Origin of the sequence: Photorhabdus sp. CRCIA-P01 (assembly GCF_003545805.1) — a bacterium.
Lineage (GTDB): Bacteria > Pseudomonadota > Gammaproteobacteria > Enterobacterales > Enterobacteriaceae > Photorhabdus > Photorhabdus antumapuensis.
In genome coordinates this window covers 86441-109702 of record NZ_NMQR01000004.1, presented here as the reverse complement: position 1 = coordinate 109702, position 23262 = coordinate 86441, and the positions used below count along the sequence as shown (strand labels likewise).

21 protein-coding genes and 1 riboswitch are annotated in these 23262 nt (G+C 39.2%); of the genes, 16 read left to right on the top strand and 5 right to left on the bottom strand.

Going from position 1 to position 23262, the window contains the following annotated elements:
• The first annotated feature begins 5 nt into the window (after positions 1-5).
• From D3222_RS04175 to D3222_RS04130, 10 genes are all read left to right on the top strand, one after another.
• Positions 6-512, top strand: coding sequence for a SycD/LcrH family type III secretion system chaperone (locus D3222_RS04175; RefSeq protein WP_118985012.1), 507 nt, complete (start codon positions 6-8; stop codon positions 510-512).
• The gene (gene sctE, locus D3222_RS04170) at positions 496-1701 is read left to right on the top strand and encodes a type III secretion system translocon subunit SctE (protein ID WP_118985011.1); all 1206 of its coding nucleotides are present in this window, start codon (positions 496-498) and stop codon (positions 1699-1701) included. Before D3222_RS04175 ends, sctE begins: the two co-directional genes overlap by 17 nt.
• An 11-nt stretch (positions 1702-1712) precedes the next feature.
• Complete coding sequence (locus D3222_RS04165) at positions 1713-2603, top strand: YopD family type III secretion system translocon subunit (protein WP_118985010.1); 891 nt, start codon at positions 1713-1715, stop codon at positions 2601-2603.
• Positions 2604-2988: 385 nt separating this feature from the next.
• Positions 2989-3432: a type III secretion system chaperone gene (locus D3222_RS04160; RefSeq protein WP_118985009.1), complete on the top strand. Its 444-nt coding sequence runs from the start codon at positions 2989-2991 to the stop codon at positions 3430-3432.
• Positions 3429-3662: a T3SS regulon translocated regulator ExsE family protein gene (locus tag D3222_RS04155; RefSeq protein WP_118985008.1), complete on the top strand. Its 234-nt coding sequence runs from the start codon at positions 3429-3431 to the stop codon at positions 3660-3662. Before D3222_RS04160 ends, D3222_RS04155 begins: the two co-directional genes overlap by 4 nt.
• The gene (locus D3222_RS04150; RefSeq protein ID WP_118985007.1) at positions 3659-4048 is read left to right on the top strand and encodes a YscW family type III secretion system pilotin; all 390 of its coding nucleotides are present in this window, start codon (positions 3659-3661) and stop codon (positions 4046-4048) included. Before D3222_RS04155 ends, D3222_RS04150 begins: the two co-directional genes overlap by 4 nt.
• A gap of 519 nt (positions 4049-4567) precedes the next feature.
• A complete protein-coding gene (locus D3222_RS04145) occupies positions 4568-5563 on the top strand; it encodes a glycosyltransferase (protein WP_118985006.1) in 996 nt (331 codons plus the stop codon).
• Between the two features lie 927 nt (positions 5564-6490).
• Positions 6491-6817, top strand: coding sequence for a phage holin, lambda family (locus tag D3222_RS04140; protein ID WP_118985005.1), 327 nt, complete (start codon positions 6491-6493; stop codon positions 6815-6817).
• A 9-nt stretch (positions 6818-6826) separates the two neighbouring features.
• The gene (locus tag D3222_RS04135; RefSeq protein ID WP_118985004.1) at positions 6827-7228 is read left to right on the top strand and encodes a structural protein; all 402 of its coding nucleotides are present in this window, start codon (positions 6827-6829) and stop codon (positions 7226-7228) included.
• 9 nt (positions 7229-7237) lie between these two features.
• The gene (locus tag D3222_RS04130) at positions 7238-7687 is read left to right on the top strand and encodes a lysis protein (protein WP_118985003.1); all 450 of its coding nucleotides are present in this window, start codon (positions 7238-7240) and stop codon (positions 7685-7687) included.
• A gap of 88 nt (positions 7688-7775) precedes the next feature.
• On the opposite strand, the gene D3222_RS04125 is transcribed toward D3222_RS04130, so the two are convergent.
• Complete coding sequence (locus D3222_RS04125; RefSeq protein ID WP_118985002.1) at positions 7776-8171, bottom strand: VOC family protein; 396 nt, start codon at positions 8169-8171, stop codon at positions 7776-7778.
• Between the two features lie 672 nt (positions 8172-8843).
• On the opposite strand from D3222_RS04125, the gene D3222_RS04120 reads away from it, so the two are divergent.
• From D3222_RS04120 to D3222_RS04110, 3 genes are all read left to right on the top strand, one after another.
• Positions 8844-9989, top strand: a complete 1146-nt coding sequence (locus D3222_RS04120) for a polysaccharide export protein (protein ID WP_118985001.1) — start codon at positions 8844-8846, stop codon at positions 9987-9989.
• On the top strand, positions 9989-10417 hold the full coding sequence (locus tag D3222_RS04115; protein ID WP_118985131.1) for an arsenate reductase/protein-tyrosine-phosphatase family protein: 429 nt from the start codon (positions 9989-9991) through the stop codon (positions 10415-10417). Before D3222_RS04120 ends, D3222_RS04115 begins: the two co-directional genes overlap by 1 nt.
• Before the next feature lie 71 nt (positions 10418-10488).
• Complete coding sequence (locus D3222_RS04110; RefSeq protein ID WP_118985000.1) at positions 10489-12636, top strand: polysaccharide biosynthesis tyrosine autokinase; 2148 nt, start codon at positions 10489-10491, stop codon at positions 12634-12636.
• Positions 12637-13012: 376 nt separating this feature from the next.
• Here D3222_RS04110 and D3222_RS04105 read toward each other — a convergent pair whose 3' ends face one another.
• Positions 13013-14602, bottom strand: coding sequence for an FGGY-family carbohydrate kinase (locus tag D3222_RS04105; RefSeq protein WP_118985130.1), 1590 nt, complete (start codon positions 14600-14602; stop codon positions 13013-13015).
• 578 nt (positions 14603-15180) lie between these two features.
• Between D3222_RS04105 and D3222_RS04100 the strand changes: the two genes are divergently transcribed.
• Positions 15181-16548 (top strand): alanine/glycine:cation symporter family protein, encoded by a 1368-nt coding sequence (locus D3222_RS04100; RefSeq protein WP_118984999.1) that lies wholly within the window; start codon positions 15181-15183, stop codon positions 16546-16548.
• Between the two features lie 45 nt (positions 16549-16593).
• Here the strand turns inward: D3222_RS04100 and D3222_RS04095 are convergent, their stop codons facing one another.
• Entirely contained in the window at positions 16594-18078 is a 1485-nt protein-coding gene (locus D3222_RS04095) for an aldehyde dehydrogenase family protein (protein WP_118984998.1), read from the bottom strand.
• A 456-nt stretch (positions 18079-18534) separates the two neighbouring features.
• Positions 18535-19671, bottom strand: coding sequence for an ABC transporter substrate-binding protein (locus tag D3222_RS04090; protein ID WP_118984997.1), 1137 nt, complete (start codon positions 19669-19671; stop codon positions 18535-18537).
• A gap of 387 nt (positions 19672-20058) precedes the next feature.
• On the opposite strand from D3222_RS04090, the gene D3222_RS04085 reads away from it, so the two are divergent.
• Together D3222_RS04085 and D3222_RS04080 are read left to right on the top strand one after the other, a co-directional pair.
• Entirely contained in the window at positions 20059-20523 is a 465-nt protein-coding gene (locus D3222_RS04085; protein WP_232832392.1) for a DUF6694 family lipoprotein, read from the top strand.
• Between the two features lie 153 nt (positions 20524-20676).
• Positions 20677-20848: riboswitch (M-box (ykoK) riboswitch) on the top strand.
• Positions 20849-20922: 74 nt separating this feature from the next.
• Positions 20923-21993, top strand: a complete 1071-nt coding sequence (locus D3222_RS04080) for a magnesium transporter (protein ID WP_118984996.1) — start codon at positions 20923-20925, stop codon at positions 21991-21993.
• Positions 21994-22238: 245 nt separating this feature from the next.
• Here the strand turns inward: D3222_RS04080 and D3222_RS04075 are convergent, their stop codons facing one another.
• Positions 22239-22904, bottom strand: a complete 666-nt coding sequence (locus D3222_RS04075; RefSeq protein WP_118984995.1) for a PAS domain-containing protein — start codon at positions 22902-22904, stop codon at positions 22239-22241.
• Between the last annotated feature and the right edge of the window lie 358 nt (positions 22905-23262).

The following is a 23262-nucleotide window of genomic DNA, read 5'->3' as shown; positions in this document are numbered from 1 at the left end:
TGATTATGGAGCATCAAGAAACACCTACGACTTCTGACCAGTATACACAAGAATTGGAAGCCTTTTTTAATGATGGTGGCACCCTTTCCATGTTGAGGGATATTTCTAGTGATACGTTGGAGCAACTTTACTCATTAGCGTTCAACCAATACAAGTCAGGCAAATGGCAGGATGCGCATAAGATATTCCAGGCTTTGTGTATGTTGGATCACTACGACTCCCGGTTCTTCCTTGGATTAGGGGCATGCCGTCAGGCTATGGGGCAACTGGAGCAGGCAGTTCAAAGCTATAGCTACGGAGCGATGCTTGATATTAATGAGCCTCGTTTTCCATTTCATGCTGCCGAATGTCTCCTGCAATTAGGAGAACTTGATGGGGCTGAGAGTGGCTTCTACTCGGCCCAACAGCTTGCGGCGGCTTCGCTGGAACAGGCCGCTTTAGCTGCCAGTTCTAGTGCAATGTTAGAAGCCATCACAATAAAAAGGACTCAGGAAAATGGTTCAAGTAAGTGAATCTAAAGTTCCTCAACCGAGGGTCAATAGTTTTCAGGTTGATGGGATCCCTGCAAATACACCCCTTAAAAGCGAGGAGCTCGTTACGCCTAGTCAGGCCAGTAACTTACAGTCTTCTGATGCCGCTAAGTCACGAGGAGTATCATTGTCACAGCCATTGGCAGTGATGAATGCTCACCTTAAACCAGAAGACATGGCTAGGCTCGAATCAGTTATGCAAGAGGTGAAGCAAGAGGTTAAGCAGGCAAAAGAGCTGACAAAGGCGGTGATAATAAAGCTGACAGTAGGAGCTTCGTTGTTGGCCTCAGTGGGTAAGAGAGGAGATTTGCTCTCATCTGAAGCAATAGAGATTGAACTGGGCAAACTGACCAGTGAGATTGAGCGTAATCAGACGAATCTTAAAATTCAAGATATCCAGCGTGCACGTCAGCAAAGCTTGCAGAAAATGGATGAGAACCAGCAGAAGATCAAGGAAGCTGAAAACTCAGCCAAAGAGGCGCAGAAATCTGGATTGTTTTCCAAGATTTTTGGCTGGATCAGTGCAATTGCCTCAATTGTGGTTGGGGCGATCATGGTTGCTACCGGTGTTGGTGCGGTAGCAGGCGCTTTGCTGATTGCCGGTGGGGTAATGGGCGTGGTTTCTCAGGGACTACAACAAGCGGCTCAAGATGGTTTAATCAGCAAGGAAACCATGAAATGGCTAGGGCCAGTCATAACCGCGATTGAGGTTACGATGGCTGTGGCAGCGGCGGCGGTCAGTTTCGGTGGTTCAGCCGCTGGCTTGATAGCCAAAATGGGCGCTAAGATGGGCGTTAAAGTGGCTGAAATGACAGCTAAGATGGCAGTAAAGGCGGCAGAACTTTCTGCAAAAGTCGCTGGTACAGCAGCTAATACCGTGGCCAGAAGTGTGAAAGTAGCTGCACAGGTCGGTGACACGGCAGTTGATATTGCTAATGGTGCTGCTCAAACTGCCAATGCGGCTTTCCAGAGTAAAGCGGCTAACCGGCAAGCTGATGTGCAACTTTCTCGTAGTGAATTGACCACATTTCAGGCTGTTATGGACAGGCTTAAAGAGGAGTTGTCCCAACTGCTAGAGTCTTTCCAGCATGTGATGGAAATGATTTTCCAGATGCTTAATGCCAGGGGCGAAATGATAAATAACCTTACCAGCCGACCACAGGGAATTTAAGGAGTAAGAAGATGGAAATGATTAATAATGTCAGCAGTTCTCAGGTGAGCAATGTCAATAACAGCATTGATATTGTGACTGACAAAATCTCCATACCGACACCGACAGAACATGAAGCCGCTATTCAACAGCAGGGAAAAGTTAGGTTCACAAATGAGGTTCAATTGATTGCACCGAAACAGGGTCTTGATCTCAATCGTTTAGGAAATGTCGAACAAGAATTAAATAATACGCTGGATATGATGTCGCTGCTTTTTGAGATCGCTAAAAGGATGCGTGAACTAGGTATTTTACAGCGTGACATTGAGAATAAAGCGTCCATTGATGCTCAGAAATCACAAGTGGATGAGATGCGACATGGTGCTAAGCTGATGATTGCCATGGCTGTGGTTTCAGGTTTGATGACTATCGGTTCAGGGTTTGTCGGTGTCTCTTCTTCTGTTAAAAATAGTCAGGCGGTTAAGCAGCAGAAGACATTGGAAAGTAATATTGTTGGCCGTAACGAATTAATCGAGATCAAGATGCAACAGTTGGGTAAGAGTAGCGATGCGGATCGGGCAGCGATTGGTAAAGTATGGGATATAGCACAAGATGTTGACAAGAGTGCTCTGAAATCTCTTACTTTGGTTTTCGAAAATCGTAACAGCAAGCAGCAGTTCTTAACTTCAGTGATGAAATCTTTAGAGAGTATGTCCAATAATTCAGTGCAGGTAGAACAGGGGCTTTCTCAGGCTAAAGCTAAGGAACATGAAGTGGATTCATCTATTGCTCAACATGAAAAACAGAAGAGTGAAGATCAGATCTCATTGAATAACAATTTTATGAGAGAGGTTTTGCAATTGATACAGCAAATTTATCAGAGCCATGTCCAGGCATTTCGTGCGGCAACTGGCGTGGTGTAATGCTGGCAGAGTAGATCTGTGTTGGATAATAAATTTGAGCGTACCGAGAGGTGCGCTCTTATTGATGGATGCTGCTATTTGAGCTCGTTTTTAACATCCACTAATACCACCAAAGGTAAAAGTATAGAAAAGCGAAAATATCAAACCAAGATTTCAGCCCTTAACCGGCAAAATATATTAAGGAAAAAAGCACTCTCTTATGTTCCGGTGTTTGGTTTTTGATAACCACTGGAGTGACCTTTTTATTAAAAGAATTGCCTTTGAGTGACAGAGGCACAAAAGGCGAAGGTAGTAAACTGAGCCCCTTTTCTGCGGGAGTAACCCGTTTGTTTGATTACTCGGTAATTCAAGTTGGTCTGATTGCCTTCTCTAGCAGGAGTAACCCATGGATGTGATAGTCATCGTCAACCAAGTTTTGTCTGAATTTGCTGCTAAATTCGGCTTGCCGCACCTAGCTTTAAATCATGAAGGTGTGGCTGCTCTCTGTTTTGATGAGCACCTTCACCTCTCTTTGATCTTAATTCCTGAACGTGACCAGCTCGTTTTACAGATAGATGTCGCTGATATCACTGCGGTCGGAGAGGGGATTTTCCGTCAATTAGCCAGCTTTAATCGCCATTGGTATCAGTTTGATCTTCACTTTGGTTTTGATGAGTCAACGCTGATGGTACAGCTTTATCGGCAAATGTCAGCAAGTCGGCTGAACCAGGCTGTTTTTGAAGAGAGCCTTTCAAGTATGTTAGATCATGCTGAGTTTTGGCAGGAATTATTGCAAGCTCAGCTTCCAGTTGGCTCTCAACAGAACGAATCTTTGGGAATGCGAGTATGAAAATTGAGAATTCGTTACCCATTCATTTAACAAATGTGCCCCATGAAAATGATAGCCTTTGTTGTGGTCGTCAGGTTACATCAGGGTATATACCACAAAACGTTCATGAGCCGCTTTCTGCGGTGCTGAGTAGAGGTCTTGTCATGGGGCTTGAACATGAGACAACATTACAGCGTTTATTGGATGGGCAGCATACTCCGTTGTCACAACGCAAGATCAGCCTAACATGACCAAAATAGGGTTGGTCTTGTTGTGTTTGCTGATTACGGGTTGTGTTAGTGAGGCTATTGAGCATGAAGAATCACATCTGATTGAGGGCGATGTGACCATGCGGGCCTCTCTACCCAGAACGGCAAACGTTGAGGTGTCATTGTTGACTGTGGTTGAAGGAAAAGTGTTGACAGTAGGTGAGATGCATTATCGTTTGGACATGCTACCCGTCACTTTTTCTATGCGCTTAAGTCCGCAGTTTTCTCATAGTGAGCTATTCTTAAGAACTCGTCTACGTTGGGATGAGAAGCGGGCAGTGCAGGCGAAAAGCCAACAACGAATCGTTACAGGAAAAAGAATTGTAGTGCAATTGTCTCCCTTACCGTGTTATCCAGAATGTCTGTGAATTTTGAATATCTCTGTATTAATAAGGGAATAATATTGTTTTGTGAATTTTCAAATATTATTTAACTTACGTGGCCTTATATCTAATAATTTTATGGAATATTTTATCTCCCCCTCCTCTGTTATTTTCTTTTGTTTCTCATGTTTGATTATATCCGATTTTTATCCTCAAAGTATTTAACTATATTTTTAATATAGATTACATAAACTATTTTAAATTAATATCACTTTTAATTGTTTTAATTTTATCTGCTATATTTACCGATTTATTTTAACTTCTCCAATAGATTTTTATTACTGTTTCCATCTTTACAGGAGATAGTAATACCTAAATTCCTAATGTATTCTTCTATCATTATCACACTTAATGGTTTGCTGTTTTGGTGTAAGTTGTCAATTCCATCTATAACTGATACTGAAAATATTGTATGGTATGTGAATAGCAATGGGAAAAAGGCGCCTTTTTATTATGAAAATGGTATTTTTATCAAAAACAACTAACTCATTAAAAGGACGATAGATGTTTCAGTTTGATATTACTATCATTATCCCTGTTTTTAATGATAAAAATAATATAATCCATTTATTGGATTCAATTTTTGCGCAAGAAAATATTAATTTTGAGGTCATCATTATTAATGATGGTTCAACGGATAATAGCTTGGAAGTAATTAATGAATATAAAGAAAGAGATAATAGAATACGGATATTTAATCAAGAAAATAGTGGTGTTTCAATAGCTAGGAATTATGGAATAAAATATGCCAGAGGAGAGTGGATTTTATTTGTTGATAGTGACGATTGGCTAAAACCACAAATATTAAGAAAGTGGTTTGATCAGGCTATTGAACAGGGATTAGATGTGTTAATTGGTAATGGAGTTAGTTTTACAGAAGATCCATTCTCACAAGAGAATAGGAGAATAACACGCAGACAGCCTTATGGCAGGGTGTTAACGGGTAAAGAGTGGATAAAATATTGCGTTGAATGTAGAGAGTGGCCACATTTTGTTTGGTTACAACTCATTAAAAAAGAATTAATTATAAATAACCAACTGAGTTTTATGGAAAATACCCTTCATGAAGATATCTTATGGACAATTAAGTTGTCACTCATCGCGAATCGAATTGGTTTTTGTGAGGAATTATTGTATTGTTATCGACATAATTTGCAATCAATAACTCGATCAAGAGAAAGTAAAAAATTATATCATCGAGCTGATAGCTATATTACTGTAGTTGATTCAATTATTAAGATCTCAAAAGAGATTAAAGGTGAAAAGCCATTAAGAAGAGCACTTAGTCGTCATGCAATAAGAGAGGTTGGCAGTTTTTTTATTTTGTATAGAAAAAGAATACAAGATCCTTCCTTAAAAACATTACTTGCGAAACGTTTTGTTGATCAAATTGCTTTGAGAGATTTATTACCCGGAGTGCATAATTATCATGAGCTGTGGTTTATTATACGTTGTAATCTAATCTTAGTATTGAGGAGATTTATGGGCAAGCAGCTATGATACGTTATCCCCTTCATCTTTCAAGCTGCTGCTTTGTTGGCTGCTTTCACTCATCCCAGTCACATAGTTATCTATGCTCCCGGGGATTCGTTCACTTACCGCCGCGCTGCAACTCGAAATTTATCAGGTATATATGATTTTTTCTTAATTGTTTTCACCTGACTACTTTGTCCTTTTATAATCTATTGGGACAGGTAATCCAACATTTAATTTTGACGGTGAGGATTGAAATATTTCCGATATGATTATTTGCTTGTGTAGAAAAAATCTTCCTGCAAACATTTACTTTTTCAGATTAAATGATTGAAAATATCAGTATACATTTAGGGATGTTTGAGCAATTTGATAGGAAATAAAGATATTTATATTAGAAGGGTGGGAAAGTGATTTGGCCTTTATCTGGTGCTTATCTTTTTAAATGAATCAACATAAATAAGAGGTACTATGACAAGGCAACAATACATTTCAGAGTTTAAGGCGATTATGTTGCTACTCAAAATAAGTAATTACAAGGTAATAGCGACTTGTTTTTTAATTTAGGGATAGGGCGTTGGAATAGTTAATGCCTTAATAAATTATCTATCTATACCCAATGGATTTCAAGATGCATCGCGACGGCAAGGGAGCGAATCCCCGGGAGCATAGATAACTATGTGACCGGGGTGAGTGAGTGCAGCCAACAAAGAGGCAACTTGAAAGATAACAGGTATATTAATTCTTATCATTCCCTTACACATAATGATACACCAGCAGAGTTTGTTGGTGAGCTCGGTATTATATTAAATGTAAGTAATCACCTTATAAAATTTAAGGCTGCACTATGTGTGGCCTTTTCTTATTCTACTGATTTCGCAGTATTCCTATTAACTCAAATTTAAGGCTACACGGCAGCCTATGGATTCCCATTAATGTGAATGGGAGTAAAGGATAAAATACATGGATAAACAGCCTGACATCTGGATGCAGCTATGGTTATGGCTGCTGTCAGTCAAAGAACAAGGTATAGGTGCGGCGTTGGCTGCCGCAATGGCTTATCTCAGAGGTCGATATAACGGCGGTAAATTTTGGACGACAATTATGGATTCTATTATGTGTGCCATGATTGCCTGGTTTATCCGTGATGTGTTGAATTTTTTTGGTATGAGCACGGATTTGGCTTACATCGGCAGTGTCATTATTGGTTATTTGGGAACTGACTATTTTGGTCGGATCTTAAGAAAAGTTGTTAATAACAGAACAGGTAATAAACAATAGGAGTGAATTATGAGCAGAGGTATTCGAAATAATAACCCAGGTAATATTCGTTGGGGTGATGACTGGCAAGGATTGGTCCCTCAATCACAGCGTACTGACAAATCTTTCTGTCAGTTTGTCAGCCCTGAGTATGGTATTCGGGCAATAGTGAAGGTTATCAGAAATTATAACAGGAAGTACGGTATTAATACTGTCAACGGTATTATTTCACGATGGGCGCCCTCTAATGAAAATAATACTGATGCCTATATTAACCGGGTATGTAAAGACACGGGAACGACTGGCGCTCAGGTTGTTGATGTATTTAATCAGATATTCATGACAAAGCTCATCAAAGCCATTATTACCGTAGAAAATGGTGGTCAGCCCTATAACGATGAGGTCATTGATAAAGCCTTTTCACTTTTGTAGGGCGATATGATGAAGTTTAACTCTCATGGTTATACTGTTATTGCACTAGCGCTTGTCTCGCTTCTGGCTTATCACTATTACGGTAAGTATACCAAACAGCTCGATACGACAGTTAAGCTACAGAGTGAGTTGTTGGAGCAGCAGAATGAAATCGTTAATCAGCAGGAGCGGATAAAGCTCCTGTCTGAACTGGATAATCAGCATACAAAGGAACTTGCTCATGCCAAATCTGAAATTGATGTTCTTCGCAATGATGTTGCCGCTGGTCATCGCCGGTTGCGCATCGCGGCCACCTGTCATCAAGGCGAAACCGGCTCCTCCGGCAGCGTGGGCCATGCAGCCACCCCACGACTTAACCCGGCAACTGAACAAGATTATTTCGATCTCCGAAGAATGATTGTTGAGAACGAACAGCAAACGAAATACTTGCAAGAATATATCAAAACTCAGTGTCAATAGCTGAGTTTTGATAATGTTATTGCGTAATGTAAAACAACGTAGGTATGGATTGGTTATTAGGGTAAGTATGCTTAAGGTCGATTAATAATCAAACAGGGAATACTGTGTTTTGTAACACAACCCGATAACCATCAATATCTTCAAATGTTTTACCATCAATATCCCAATATGGGTTGTAAGAGGGGGCTGCAATAAAGCCAGCGTTTTTCATTAGTGATATCTGATCTAACCATTCTGGATGGTCTGGTATATAGAAGGCCAATAAATTGTCCTGTGTGGGAGATCTTCCTACTGTAGTGCCACGATGATGCGTAAATTCGAGATGCCAGAGATGATTTGGATGCCCTAGAATGATTCCATCAAAATTTTCATGATTTTCGAATTTCTCTAGGATAATAAATCCTAAACCTCGGCAATACATTTCAGCAATTTGAGTTAAATTGTCAGTTGGCCTGGCGATTCTTAGTATAGTTGATTTTTTCATGGTAATCCCAGTTGATAACGTTTTTGTGGAATATGTCCAATTCTTAGATCTTCTATTGCTATATAAAACAACCGGTAATGGTAGTTGATAAACGTGAAAAATACAAAGTGGTGATCTTCAAAATTAAAACAATCTAAAAATATCTGATACTACCGAGCTATTATTTATAATATGACTAAATTTAGGGTTTTATAATTGGAGTTGTTTGATAAATTGATTGTCTGTTTTTTTATTTTTTATCACCATTTTAAGCACCAAAGTTGATTATATGAACACTGATTTGATATAAGTATGTGTTTTTTTCACAATACCATTGAGAGTATGTATTCGGTTTCGATAAATTCTGATAAATATCCTCGCTATCTTTTATTTGAGGGGTAGCTCTTACTTTCTGTTTGTAATAATATCTTATAAGATATATTAAATGATAAAATAATTAATAAATTTATTACCTATTATTTAGTAGTTTGAATTTTTCAAAGCTATTAAGTTGATTTCTATTGTTTTTACCAAGTGATATGACCCGTAACCCAGTGGCTTTTAGCCCTTAAGCAAAATTTTTATATTATATTATATTTTATTATATTATAATCTGGTTTTGTTAGGGAGATTATAATTAATACTATTTTCTGTATTCTTTTTTGTTTATTATTTTTTAAGGATAAATTTCTGATGAATATTAAGGAATTAATTATAGTACTGGCATTGTCCTGTTCTATGCTATTAGGTGGTTGTACGGTTATACCTGGGAGTGGCCTTACTATTTATAATAAAGAAATAATCAATGATGATGATAGTAACTATGATATTAATAATTTGGTAAATGTTTATCTGGTAACACCACAGTTAATTGAAAAGTTACGAGTGAATTCTGCTATTGCACGTTCTAATCCTGAATTAGATAAAGAATTACAACAGTATGAATACCGTATTGGCGTGGGTGATGTCATTATGGTCACTGTTTGGGATCATCCTGAATTGACAATACCGGCAGGACAATATCGTAGTGCTAGTGATACGGGTAACTGGGTGCATTCTGATGGGACGATTTTTTATCCCTATGTTGGTAAACTTCATGTGAAAGGGAAAACGGTCACTCAGGTGCGTACGATGATTACTGACAAGTTATCGAAGTACATCGAGTCACCTCAAGTCGATGTCAATATTGCTGCTTTCCGTTCACAAAAAGCCTATGTAACAGGTGAAGTTGCCAGGTCTGCTCAACAACCTATCACTAACGTTCCTTTAACCATTATTGATGCGATTAACCATGCTGGCGGTTTAACTGAAAATGCTGACTGGAGGAGGATCATTTTGACTCATAAGGGAAAAGAAACGGTTATTTCTCTTCATGATTTGATGCAAAATGGTGATCTGAAGCAAAATCGTCTGCTTTATTCTGGCGATATCTTATACATTCCTCGTAATGATGATTTGAAAGTGTTTGTTATGGGGGAAGTTAAAAAACAAACCACCTTACGTATGGACCGCAGTGGGATGACTTTAACCGAAGCATTGGGTAATGCTGAGGGTATAGATCAATTATCAAGTGATGCTAATGGCATCTTTGTCATCCGCTCACTGCGCAATGTACCTGATAATAAGGGGAAAATAGCCAATATCTATCAGCTTAACGCGAAGGATGCGACGGCGTTAGTCCTAGGAACAGAGTTTAACTTGCAACCTTACGATATTGTCTATGTTACCAGTGCACCAGTCGTTCGCTGGAATCGAGTTATCAATCAGTTGGTGCCAACGATATCAAGCATTAATAGCCTGACTGAAACAACTAAGTGGATTCGTAAGTGGCCGAATTAATGTTCAATTCTATTCTGATTGTTTGTGTGGGTAATATCTGTCGATCGCCAACAGGAGAGCGTTTATTGCGACAACTATTTCCTCGGAAAGAGATTTATTCTGCGGGAATATCGGCTTTAATTGGTAAACCTGCAAATGAGTTCTCAAGTAGGATTGCGGCTAGACATGGATTATCTTTGGAAGGGCATATAGCTCGCCAACTAACCAGTGAATTATGCCAGCAGTCAAGTTTGATCTTGGTTATGGAAAAAAAACATATTGAGGCTGTAAATAGGATAAATCTAGGGGCAAGGGGGAAAACAATGCTTTTAGGTCATTGGTTAAATGAAATGGCAATCCCCGATCCTTATAAGTCTGATATCGAGGTTTATGAATATGTATATCAATTGTTATTTAAGAGTGCTAATAGTTGGTTAGGGAAATTATAACTTATAAGTATTTTTATATTCTGGGTTTGCTGTTCTTCATTACTTATCAATAAAGTAATTATAGGCTTTTTATGACTACATCAGATAAATCAAGTCACACTCATACGGATGGTGATGAAATTGATTTAGGCCGTCTTCTTAGTGCCTTATTCGATTATCGTTGGGTGATTGGTGGAATTACCCTATTGTTCACAGTTATTGGCCTTGGTTATTCCTTGATTGCGACTCCGATATACAAGGCAAATGCTTTATTGCAGGTTGAAAAGAGAAGTAGTGCATTACCTTTAATCGGCGATATGTCGGATATGCTTTCTGGAAGACTATCAGATACATCGGCAGAATTAGAGTTATTGACTTCCAGAATGATATTAAGAAAGACAGTAAAGGATCTAAATTTAGATGTTCAGGTTACAGCAGATTATTTTCCCGTGATAGGTAGGGGAATTGCCCGTCTTCGTGGTATGCCAAAGCCTGATATTGTTATTAAACATTTTACGGTATCACCTGAATATATTAATAGAGGGATAAAAATATATGTTGACGATGCAGAAAATTATCGGTTGTTGTTTGACGATCAGGTTTTCCACGGGCAAGTGAACAAAGTATTTGATATTGATGGCATAAATTTGCTTATCTCAAATATTTCAGCTTCTTCAGGGCAAAGTTTCACGTTGGTTAAACGGGAACAATTGGGTGTTATTCGCGGGCTGCAACAAGCTTTGCGGGTAAAAGAAAAAGGTAATAATACCGGTATTATCTTGCTTGAAATAGAAGGTGATGATCGTGCAAGAATAAAATCGACACTTGATAGTGTCGGTAAAAATTACTTGCAACAAAATGTGACAAGAAAGATGGAAGAAGCTGAAAGTAGTCTTAATTTCTTAAAAAATCATTTACCTAAAGTTAAAATTGAGCTCAATCGTTCTGAAGAATTACTTAACCAATATCGTCAAGCGAATGAATCTATTGATTTATCACTTGAAGCAAAATCGGCTCTGGAGACATTGGTCCAAATTGAGAAACAGATTAATGAATTGACTTTCAAAGAAGCTGAATTACAGCAATTGTATACCAAACAACATCCCGCTTATGTTGCGTTGCTTGATAAACGTAAAACTTTGGTTGATACCAAAAAGGAGCTGAATCAGTCAATCAAACGGTTACCTAAAACGCAGCAGGAAATTTTACGTTTGACCAGAGATGTTCAAGTTGACCAAGAAATTTATGTGCAGTTACTCAATAAACAGCAAGAGTTGAACATCGTGAAAGCGGGGACAGTTGGTAATGTGCGTATTATTGATGAGGCCATTGTAGAAAGTTCAGTGGTAAAACCGAAGAAGTCACTGATTATTGCATCGATGATGGCATTGGGATTTGTATTGTCTGCTGGGTTGATTTGTATACGAGTCATGTTTCGTAAAGGAATCGAAAGTCCTGAACAATTGGAAGAAATAGGTGTTTCTGTTTATGCCACTATTCCACTATCTGGGACCCAGATTAAACTTGAGCAACAACAGAAAAAGCGAACTCATCGTCAGAAATGTCGGTTATTAGCTATTCAAGATCCCACTGATTTAGCTGTTGAAGCATTACGCAGCCTTAGAACAACCTTGCATTTTTCAATGATGGAATCTGCAAACAAAATCATTCTTCTTTCAGGTTCTGCTCCTGAACTAGGAAAATCTTTTATTTCAGTAAATCTTGCCGCTGTATTGGCATTAAGTAATAAACGCGTGCTTTTAATCGATGCGGATATGAGAAGAGGTCGTTTACATAAAGTGTTGGAAAGTCCTCAATCTCTGGGGCTTTCTGAATATTTGGCTGGTCAGCATCAGCTAAAAGATATTATTACTAGAACTTATCTTACTGAGCTTGATTTTGTCAATCGAGGTGTTATTCCGCCTAATCCATCGGAATTGCTTATGCATAACAAGCTTAAAGAATTATTATCTTGGGCAGAAGAGCATTATGATTATGTCTTGGTAGATACTCCTCCTATTTTGGCTGTAACTGATGCTGCGATTATTGGGAGATATGCGGGAACTTCATTGTTAATTGCACGTTATCATAAAACAAGGGTTAAAGAAGTTAATGTTGCTATTCGCCGGTTTAGGCAAAATGGCATTCATATTAAAGGTGTGTTGCTAAACGCGGTAGAGAAGAAATCTGGTCTCTATTATGATTCTGGCGGATATTATCAATACAGTTATAAGGATTGATCGCCTTTTCTCCGGCTTATGAGGCCGGAGAAATTGTATTAATGAGCTCTTATTTTCTTTCATATATTTCTTACTTTCATATATTTCCTAATAGCGAGTCAGTTTGTTCAATTTAAGAGAAAATGGATCATTTTTCCTTTCATCTTTCTTCTATGAGCGAGCTCATTTGTTATATACCCTTCATCTTTCAAGCTATTGCTTTGTTGGCTGCTTTCACTCACCCCAGTCACATAGTGATCTATGCTCCTGGGGATTCGTTCACATTAACGTTAGGTTGATAGTAACAGCCGGTTCAACCGGCTATTGATTCATTTTTTGAGTTGCCACCTACAATGCGTATTTTATCTTGTCATATTCCAGTTTTGATTATTAAAGGCTAATTATCGGTTTGCATGATTTCGTTATATCGCTGTTGGTCTCGGTACATTTGTAGATAAACCTGATATTTGGCTTGATGAAATAAAAATGTCTCTTTTTCCGGTTTAATAATGTTGCCGTCACGTACCATCGATTTTGTTGCTTGAGCGAAGTTTGCAAAGGAACCGCAAGCAACGGCACCAAGCAAAGCAGAGCCAAGATTGACAGCATCCTTTTCCTGAGTGAGATGGATTTCGCGCCCAGTGGCATTGGCATATTCACGTAACCATAGTGGGTTTTTAGTTGCGCCACCACACATAACTAGCCTGTTTATCTGGTGTCCTGCTTCTACTAATGCATCAATAATATGGCGGGTACCATAAGCGATAGATTGCAGTGTCGCTAAGTAATGGCGGGCCAGATCATCACGACCATTTGCCAGCGTCAGCCCGCTTACCATTCCCTTGGCATTAGGGTTTGCCCTTGGTGAACGGTTGCCATGATGGTCACCTAAAATATGAAGCTGTGCGGTCGGATATATTTCTTGTTTTTCTAACTGTGCAACAGCTTCATTTAGTCGCTGATAGTAATGATGACCAGATTCCTCGGCTTCGGCTTCCAGCTCTAGCCAGCTATTGTGTTGACGAATTGACCACTCAACTAATGCACCGGCGGCGCTTTGTCCACCTTCGTTGAGCCAGTAACCGGGTAGCATTGCACCGAAATAGGGCCCCCAAACCCCTGGAACCATGACAGGATGAGGACTGACAATCATGTGGCAGTTTGAGGTGCCGCTAATAATGACCAGGCTGCCCCTTGGATAGGCGCCAGCCAGTGCCAATCCGCCGGCATGTGCGTCAATAATACCACCGGCGACGATGATTCCTGTGTGCAGCCCAAAATCTTTAGCCACTTTAGTCGTCAGGTAACCCGCTTTTTCGCCAAGTTCGAGGATAGTAGACGGAACTTTATGGGTTAAATCTTCTAACCCCACATCATAAAGTAGCTTTTCACTGAATTGTTTTTGATGAGCCAGATAGTTCCATTTGCAAGTGAGCGTGCAGATACTGGCTACATCAGCGGCAGTTGCTTTCCACACCAGAAAATCAGCTAAATCAAAGAAACGCCATATATCCTGATAACGTTGGGGAAAGTGGTTTTTTAGCCATAAGATTTTTGGTAGTTCCATTTCAGGGCTGATTTCACCACCTACATAGCAGAGTGCAGGGTCATTGGTTTGATTTATCGTGATGGCTTCCTTGATTGCACGATGATCCATCCACATGATGATATCGTGTTCAGGATTGCCATTTTCGGCCACAGAAAGGGGACGTCCTTCTGCTGCTACCGCGACTAGTGAACAGGTGGCATCGAAGCCGATTGATTTAACATCAATAGGATTAATATTTGCCAGTGCAACAGCTTCTCTTACTGTTGCACATACTTGTGCCCAGATATCAGTAGAAGATTGTTCAACAAAATCCGCTTTTGGATGAAATTGCTGGATAGGGCGAGCGGAGAATGCATGCCGTTTGCCGTGTTGGTCAAAAACCGCAGTACGGACACTGGCGGAGCCAACATCAACACCAATGAAATATTGTTGTTCCACCATAAAGTTCTCCCCTTATTCATTAACCCAGGCGGATAAAATGAGTTGGGTGGAACAATAACACAATGAGGTTCTTCAATTATTGTGAAGCGGCTCGAAAAAGATTCGGTGGTTTTATGATGATAGAAAAATATCACAGATATTTTCTATTGTTCTTTTGACTGATGTAATAAATATATTCCGGATAGTGGTTTGTTTAAAAGAAAAATATGATAGGTAGAGCGAACAAGATATTCTCATAAAAATCGCTGATAATTTCTACTCAATGATTTGTTTCTTAAAAAATCGATTTTAAAAATAATATTTTGTTGTTTTACTTTAATTAGTTGAAAAGGTTAAATATTCAAGTAAATTATTTTGATTAAGAGAGTGGTTTATACCTAAATATTTTTTAATGTATTGGGCGTGATAAACTTTTGAACATTCTAATTTTAAAATTCTATCGAGTGATATCACTCACAAGTATTAAATCTTTTTCCATTTTTACGAAATTTTTTCTCGCATATTTTCTATAAATATTCTTTATTAAGTTGCTGCGCATATGTTGTTATTTTGTTATGAAATGTCCGAGGGAATATATGGGATTAATCACAGAATGGCTGAGTGCTATTAACGGGGTAGTATTGGGAGTACCGATGATGGTCGGTCTTCTAGGAGTTGGGTTGTTCATGCAGTTCCGTCTCTCTTTTCTGCCTATACGTAAATTGGGAACGGGTTTTAAATTACTGTTTGAGCGTAATCATCAGCGGGGAGAAGGGCAGATATCGCCGTTTAACGCACTGATGACTGCGCTTTCCGCCACCATAGGAACAGGTAATATAGCTGGCGTGGCTACCGCGGTTGTATTGGGTGGGCCAGGTGCACTGTTTTGGATGTGGATAACGGCATTAGTGGGCATGGCAACCAAATATTCAGAAGCGGTACTGGCAGTCCGTTTCCGTGAGGTTGACAAAAACGGTCACTATGTTGGTGGCCCCATGTATTACATAAAAAACGGTTTAGGAAAAAAGTGGGCCTGGTTGGGGACGTTGTTTGCGGTATTTGGCAGTATTGCTTGTTTCGGTATCGGTAATACCGTACAGGCGAATTCTGTCGCTGATGTGCTGCAAAGTAACTTCGGCGTTTCTACCACGGTAACGGCCATCGTATTGGCAATTCTAGTTGGTGCAGTGCTTATCGGGGGTATTAAACGTATTGCTGATGTAGCAGGTAAATTAGTGCCATTTATGACGGTTGCCTATCTTGTTGCCGGGATTATTGTTCTGGGGATGAATGTCAGTGAAATTCCCGCTGCATTTGTTCTGATTGTTAAATCTGCATTTACACCTGTTGCGGCACAAGGTGGTTTTGCGGGCGCAGCAGTGTGGGCGGCAATTCGTTTTGGTGTAGCTCGTGGTATTTTCTCTAATGAAGCGGGATTGGGAAGCGCGCCGATTGCTCATGCAACAGCTAAAACCCAAAACCCGATTCGCCAGGGGTTAATCGCTATGCTAGGTACTTTCATCGATACCATTATTGTTTGTTCTATCACTGGCTTAACTATCGTCATCACGGGTGGTTGGTTGAACGGTCAGACAGGTGCGACACTGACAGCGACTTCTTTCGCTATGGCGATTCCTGGTGGCAACTATATTGTCGTGGGTGCTTTGGTAATATTTGCCTTTACCACAATTCTTGGCTGGAGTTTTTACGGTGAAAAATGTACTCAGTATCTATTTGGGCAAAAAGCCATTACACCTTTCCGTGTAGTATGGATTATTGCTTTGATGGTTGGTGCTACTCAGTCATTGGATTTTGTCTGGTTATTGGCGGATACATTGAATGCGATGATGGCAATACCGAACCTGATTGCATTAGCATTGTTAAGCCCAGTTGTTTATCGGTTGACGAAAGAACATATTAAAGATGTGAATGCGGATAGTATTGATATTAAAGCAAAAAATTGAATAAAAGCCTTCCATTTGGAAGGCTTTTCTCATCACTGATTGAGATTATTCTTCACTGGTTTTGATATAGATGTTTTTGACTTGGGTATAAGCATCCAACATCATTTTGTGTGTTTCTCTGCCAAGTCCTGATTTTTTGTAACCGCCAAATGGTGCGTGAGCTGGCAGTTCATGGTAAGTATTAATCCACATACGACCAGTTCTGACAGCTTTAGCTACGCGTAGTGCACGGTCAATATCCTGTGTCCAGACAGCACCGGCCAGGCCATAATCAGAATCATTTGCCATTCTGATCACGTCTTCTTCTTCGCTGAATGGAATCACGGCCAATACAGGGCCAAAAATCTCTTCACGCGCGACTCGCATGTCATTAGTAACATCGGTAATGATAGTTGGTTGGATAAAGAAACCATCATCATAACCTTCTCCAGTAATGCGTTTACCGCCGGTTAGAATGGTTGCACCCTCTTTTTTCGCAATCTCGACATATCCGAGAATTTTTTCCATTTGTTCCTGGCTGACCTGGCTCCCCATCTGAGTTTCTTTTTCCAGCGGATCACCAACCTGGACAGATTCGAATTCTGCTTTCAGGGATTTGAGGAATTCATCATGAATATCTTTATGCAGGAACAACCGGGAACCTGATTCACACGCTTGACCCTGATTCAGCAAAATAGCTCTGGCCGCATATTTTACTGCTTTTTTCATATTGGCGTCAGGGAAGATAATATTGGCTGATTTACCACCAAGCTCCAGTGTTGCAGGGATCAACTTTTTGGCAGCGGCTTCGGCTACGGTATAACCTACTCTGGTGGAACCAGTGAATGCCACTTTTTCGATATCCTTATGATCCAAAATGGCTTGACCAACGACTGAACCACGACCTGTAACAATGTTAACCACCCCGGCTGGCAGGACTTTATCCAATATTCTACCCAGTTCAAGCAGCGTGATTGGTGTCAGTGTTGCTGGGTTAATAACAATGGTATTGCCCGCTGCAAGAGCAGGAGCCAGTTTCCATGCCGCCATCAGTAGTGGGAAATTCCAGGGAATTACCTGTCCGACAACACCAATGGGTTCACGGATCACCAAGCTGAGTGTCTTGGTATCCAGAACTGAAGCTTCATCGGTATGGGAACGGATCACACCCGCAAAATAGCGGAACTGGTCAATGCAGGCGGGTAGATCCATATACCGGGATTCATTTAATGGTTTTCCGGTATCCAGTGATTCGAGGATAGCAAAACGTTCTTGTTCCGCTTCTAATAGGTCAGCAATTTTCAGCAAAACTGATTGTCTTTCGATTGGCGAGGTTTGGCTCCATGCGGAGAAGGCATTTTTTGCGGCGCTGACGGCAAGATCGACATCTTCAGCATTACCGGATGCATATTCAGTCAGTAGTTCTCCTGTCGCTGGGTTATAACTTTTGGTTGTTTCTTTGGATACACTATCTACCCATCGTCCACCAATAAGCATTTTGTAGGATTCAACGGGCAACATCTCTTTCTCAATATCATGTAATCGTTTCATTAACATACTCCGAGTACTTTGGTTTAAGAATAGTTACATCGAGAATCTATCTCATTAGGCTATTTTATTTTCCATTCTTGTTAGTAAAGAGCAAAAGATTCCTCGCATATCATGTGTATAGCCTGATTTTTGTACCTTGCCTGTGCACATGGTTTATTGATAATAATGGCTCTGAATTAATCGTTCCTGTTTGGGATAAATTCTTAATTAGCAAGTTTTATATAGTTTCATTATGTGAATATATTTGTACTTTATATTTATTACTTAACCGAATTTATCTTGTCATGTTTTATATTTTTTTAGCATCAACTATAGTAGATGACAAAATAATAGATGTCTATTAGCATGTTATATAAAATATTAGGTATATTAACGAACGGAAATTATAAATAAAAGGTGAGATTGAGTATCCGTTGGAATATGTCTTGGAATATGCCAATGGATTGAAAAGCAATATTATTTTGCTGTAACCCAGAATACCCCGTTACCATCAAGGGCGGTAAAGGTTTTATGCAGATATAGGCTGTCAGCTTGTGGATCGATATCTTCAAACAACTTCGGATGCAGGAATTTAGCAATGATTTCAACAGCAATGATGTTAAATGGCGTATCGTAATACTGGTGGTACAGTGCTATTACTTGTTTTTCGCGGAAGGCTCTTAATACGCTTAATTTGGGGCGTGTCAGTAATTTTTTCAGCCGTTCTTGTGATTGTTTCAAATTGCCGGTGTAACCTAATGGCACAGAGAAGCTTCCAGAGCGAACTTTATCCCAATCTGCGGCGGTCATCAGATAAAACTCAGGATTACTGACGATTAATTGTTCTTCGTTTACCTCACCATCTATACCTGAGAACCAGCGAGCACCGAGGTTATCACCTCCTGCGGCAGTAACAAATTCACCAAAATTGCCATTTCCGAAAGTCTTACAGCAATGTTCCGCACCTAACATGCCTGCATGGCGTTCGATAAACACCGGAGGGCGCTGCTCTTTACCTAGCGTGCCAACGCGTTGATTAATGATTTTCATCTTCTCTTGGTAAAACTCAATAAATTTTTGTGCATTTTCTTCTTCATTGAATATCTTTCCAAGTAGAATCATACTTGGAATCGTATTTATTAGCGGATATTGACGGAAGTCGATAAAGATAACCGGGATACCCGCTTTTTCCAGTAAAATGATGGTTCCACTATCATTGAGCTTGGTTTGAAGAGCGATATCAAAAATAACCAGATCGGGTTTATAAGTCAGCGCTTTTTCGACGTTAAAATCGCTTTGATAAGGGTTAGGGAATACCGGAATATCCCGCAATCGCGGGAAGTCTTTTTCATAAGCAGTTGCCAAATCTGGAGATTTAATTTCCAGTGCATTATCCCAGGCGACAATACCTTTAAGCGGATTATCAGGGTGAAGAATATTCAGTGCAATCAATACTCGGCTGTCAGCCAGCATAACCCGATTGACCGGTGCGTCAACTTTAACCTCCCGGCCAGCAACGTCTTTGACTGTAATTTCTTTTGCTTGCGCAAAGACAGGCAGTAATATCAATATGGCAGTCAGAATATATTTTGCAGTGCAGTGGATGATTGCCATTATTTCTCCTTTGTTTTCGGTGCTGGTTTTTCAATGGCTAAGCGAGGCGATAAACGCAAGTATGATCTCATCTAATTGTGATGGTTCCAACTACATATTGATCTGAATATCGGTAGTGACTGTGGTCGTATCTGGACCTGTCATGTTGTTGGTTAGTCGGGTGTTTTAATCATCTGGTCGATTTGGCTGAAAGTCGTTTTTATGCTGTTGAAGAAATAACAAATGATTGTATTTTGGCATCGTAGTTGCTAATCACAAGGATAATTATTCTGGAATAGCATGATGAGAAATTTCATCTTATTTGCTATTCTTTATCAATTTGGCTAATTATATACCTAATAGATTTCGAGTTGCGGCGCGGCGGCAAGTGAACGAATCCCCAGGAGCATGGATAACGATGTGATTGGGGTGAGTGAAAGTAGCCAACAAAGTAGCGGCTTGAAAGATGAAGGGTATAAACGGTTTATTGTTTCTGCTTCTGTTATTATTCCCTTGTTTAATATTCTGTGGGGGATGAATATGAAAAAATTGTTAGTAATTTGTTTGTCAGGATGTGTATTAGCGGGCTGTGATAGCCAACCTAAAATTGATGCTTCTAATGAAATCGCGTTGAAAGCATCCATTGAAAAAGTAAGAGATAGGCTACCTGATGATAAAAAAGTGAAGTTTGATGAGTCAATTCAATCGGCTATGTTTAATAGTATCGATTTTAATGATTTGGTTAAATCAGGTTCTAATGGTGACATGAAGGAATCGAAACAAAAGTTTTATAAATTGCTGGATGGTAAAACTGCTGACCACTTGATTGCTGAAGTTGAAAAAATTGAGTCTAAGAGATCAGAAAATGAATAATTCCTTCATAGGATTATTCTCATTAAACGGCAACAGGTGGAAATCTAAGCCGTTTTTTTATTATTATCAGAAACTTAAATGAAAATTAAACAGGTTAACTTTCAATTTTGAATTATTACGATTTTTGTTTACAATATGCGCCGCATTCTAAGTGCAGTATCTCGTTAGGCGAGGCTCCTATACAAACACAGGTTGCTGATCTGACGACGTCGAGAGACGCCCAAGATTAGGACAGGATATATCGAACCAAGGTATATCCCCATGTAACTTTCTGAGCATTCAGGATACGTTGTATAGTGCTAAAACCGAGACGTAGAGATAGTCGTTGCATTCTCTCATCTGGTTTCGCCCCTATGTGAGTGCTGTTTGAAGTTCACAACAGTAATAGGGTCCAACATCATGAAAATCACATCCCATGAAAACATGGATGCATTAGCGATTGCTAATCATTCTATTAATGAAATAAATGCTGATCAGCAGCGGAAACATCGATTGAAAAATGAAGAGGCAACTGTCAGCGCATATATGAGCCAATGTTTCATTTCTGTATCTGTTGCTGATTCTGTTTTGTCGGTAAAAAGTCATTTGATTGATCAGCTTGAAGGTGAGCAGATCCCAACCTACTTATATGTTATTGATGCTGAGGGCTATCTTAATGGCATATTACCGGTGAAAGTGTTATTAACTGTAGCCGATGATTTATTTGTGTCAGATATTATGAGGCAAAGTTATTTTTCCGTATCACCGGAACAGTCGCGTCATGATGTTTATAATTTGATAAATCACAGTGGCATGGATAGTGTCCCGGTTACTCATTTTGGCAAATTGGTTGGGGTGCTACGACCGCGGGATATTGCTGAATTGATTGAAGATGAAAATACGTTGGATGCTCATTTGCAGGGGGCAACTTTACCTCTGGACCAGCCTTATCTGAGTACTAGCCCAATAACATTATGGCGTAAGCGTGTCGGGTGGTTATTATTGCTATTTGTTGCGGAAGCTTATACTGGTGCTGTGCTTAAAGCATTTGAAGATCAATTGGAAGCGGCAATTTCTCTCGCATTTTTCATTCCGTTATTAATCGGGACGGGGGGCAACAGTGGGACGCAAATTACCTCGACCTTGGTCAGAGCAATGGCATTGGGGGAAGTGAGTTTGCGTAATCTATGGGCGGTGTTACGTAAAGAGGTTTCCACTTCATTTTTAGTTGCAATAACGATAGGTTTTACCGCGCTTATCCGTGCCTGGATATTAGGTGTCGGTATTCAAGTGACGATTGTTGTTAGTTTGACCATCATTGCAATCACCGTCTGGAGTGCCATTGTTTCTTCCATTATTCCGATGGTATTGAAAAGGCTATCTGTTGATCCGGCTGTTGTATCCGCTCCTTTTATTGCCACGTTTATTGATGGTACAGGTCTGATTATCTATTTCGAAATCGCTAAATTAGTGATGACAGAGCTCGTTTAAATTTATCAATAAGATACCCATATTCATTGGGTATCTTATTGAGTGAATAAGAGTTTATTCTATAATTTTATATTAATCAGATTAGCAGTCTTGTGAGGTGCCTGGGATTCTTATTCCACTACAGTCAATGAGAGGTGCACTAATTGCCTGAGGTTTTAACAAAAGAAAATTCTGTTCGTACCTCAGGCATGTCAGTGATGCGCGTTATAATGAAGTAAGGCCACTGCGTCAGTAGGAGAAAACCTTTAAGTTAATAAAAACTTATCAGGTATATAGTGATAAAGATTATTGACTCGACAATATTCTTCTAATTGAAGATCGGAGTTAATGTTTATTTTATGATATATCCTGGTCATATGGTTTTCAATTGCACTAGAATCAAGATTCAATATTATTCCAATCTGCTTTCTTGAGTATTTCTGTAAGAAAAGGAAAATAATATCCCATTCATGCTCAGTAAAAATATCTGTCGGTGGTTGGAGTAAAATGGATGAGGGAAGTTTATTATGATATTGATACAGACAGGTTAATGAATAATCTTTCGCCTTCCAACAATGATATATAATGCCTATACAACTTCCATCTTCATGATAAAAAGGCATCTTTTCACAGAAATAAGATGATGGAATTTGCTCTTTACCAAATAAATGTGTTTCAAGTGAACATATTCTTTGCTCTTTTTTCATTACTTTTTGATCATGATAAATATATTCCTTTGCAAATTCAGCGCCGTCCCAAGGGAGTTCATGATCATAAAGCCCATTGTAATCAAATGATGGTGAGAAATTTTTGATAGAACTTAACGCTTTATTACCATAAATAAAACATGAAGAACTATCTTTTACTGCCCAAGGTTCATTACTTATTTCCATTGTATTGATAATCTGAGGTGATATCGTGTAGTTCTTCATAAAAACTCCTTGATAATTTGAAAATTAAATAAACTTTCTATTTTTGGATTCCCTAGTGTTTTCTGGGATATAGCAATAAAATTTACTTTTTTCCCATATGTTAGTGAATTGTGGCGTGATATTTGACATAAAGTGCATTTTACGTTCTCAATGATGTTTGATATAATTAACAAAATAGCTCCGCTAAATAATCTTCTATATTGAATATCTAACTGTTTTAATATAATTTTTTATTATAGGAAAATTAAATATAATGTTTAAATAGGACTAGTTACTTAATCATGACCTTAAATTTCCGCTGTTTTAGATAAACCGGAATATTCCATACGAGTTTCACTTAATTGATCGTCAAAAATTT

Coding starts and splice junctions, on each gene's coding strand:
- D3222_RS04095 (WP_118984998.1), bottom strand. CDS start 18,078: ATGAAACGATTACATGATATTGAGAAAGAGATGTTGCCCGTTGAATCC.
- D3222_RS04115 (WP_118985131.1), top strand. CDS start 9,989: ATGTTCAATTCTATTCTGATTGTTTGTGTGGGTAATATCTGTCGATCG.
- sctE (WP_118985011.1), top strand. CDS start 496: ATGGTTCAAGTAAGTGAATCTAAAGTTCCTCAACCGAGGGTCAATAGT.
- D3222_RS04160 (WP_118985009.1), top strand. CDS start 2,989: ATGGATGTGATAGTCATCGTCAACCAAGTTTTGTCTGAATTTGCTGCT.
- D3222_RS04155 (WP_118985008.1), top strand. CDS start 3,429: ATGAAAATTGAGAATTCGTTACCCATTCATTTAACAAATGTGCCCCAT.
- D3222_RS04110 (WP_118985000.1), top strand. CDS start 10,489: ATGACTACATCAGATAAATCAAGTCACACTCATACGGATGGTGATGAA.
- D3222_RS04075 (WP_118984995.1), bottom strand. CDS start 22,904: ATGAAGAACTACACGATATCACCTCAGATTATCAATACAATGGAAATA.
- D3222_RS04085 (WP_232832392.1), top strand. CDS start 20,059: ATGGATAACGATGTGATTGGGGTGAGTGAAAGTAGCCAACAAAGTAGC.
- D3222_RS04135 (WP_118985004.1), top strand. CDS start 6,827: ATGAGCAGAGGTATTCGAAATAATAACCCAGGTAATATTCGTTGGGGT.
- D3222_RS04130 (WP_118985003.1), top strand. CDS start 7,238: ATGAAGTTTAACTCTCATGGTTATACTGTTATTGCACTAGCGCTTGTC.
- D3222_RS04090 (WP_118984997.1), bottom strand. CDS start 19,671: ATGGCAATCATCCACTGCACTGCAAAATATATTCTGACTGCCATATTG.
- D3222_RS04100 (WP_118984999.1), top strand. CDS start 15,181: ATGGGATTAATCACAGAATGGCTGAGTGCTATTAACGGGGTAGTATTG.
- D3222_RS04175 (WP_118985012.1), top strand. CDS start 6: ATGGAGCATCAAGAAACACCTACGACTTCTGACCAGTATACACAAGAA.
- D3222_RS04165 (WP_118985010.1), top strand. CDS start 1,713: ATGGAAATGATTAATAATGTCAGCAGTTCTCAGGTGAGCAATGTCAAT.
- D3222_RS04120 (WP_118985001.1), top strand. CDS start 8,844: ATGAATATTAAGGAATTAATTATAGTACTGGCATTGTCCTGTTCTATG.
- D3222_RS04080 (WP_118984996.1), top strand. CDS start 20,923: ATGAAAATCACATCCCATGAAAACATGGATGCATTAGCGATTGCTAAT.
- D3222_RS04125 (WP_118985002.1), bottom strand. CDS start 8,171: ATGAAAAAATCAACTATACTAAGAATCGCCAGGCCAACTGACAATTTA.
- D3222_RS04150 (WP_118985007.1), top strand. CDS start 3,659: ATGACCAAAATAGGGTTGGTCTTGTTGTGTTTGCTGATTACGGGTTGT.
- D3222_RS04145 (WP_118985006.1), top strand. CDS start 4,568: ATGTTTCAGTTTGATATTACTATCATTATCCCTGTTTTTAATGATAAA.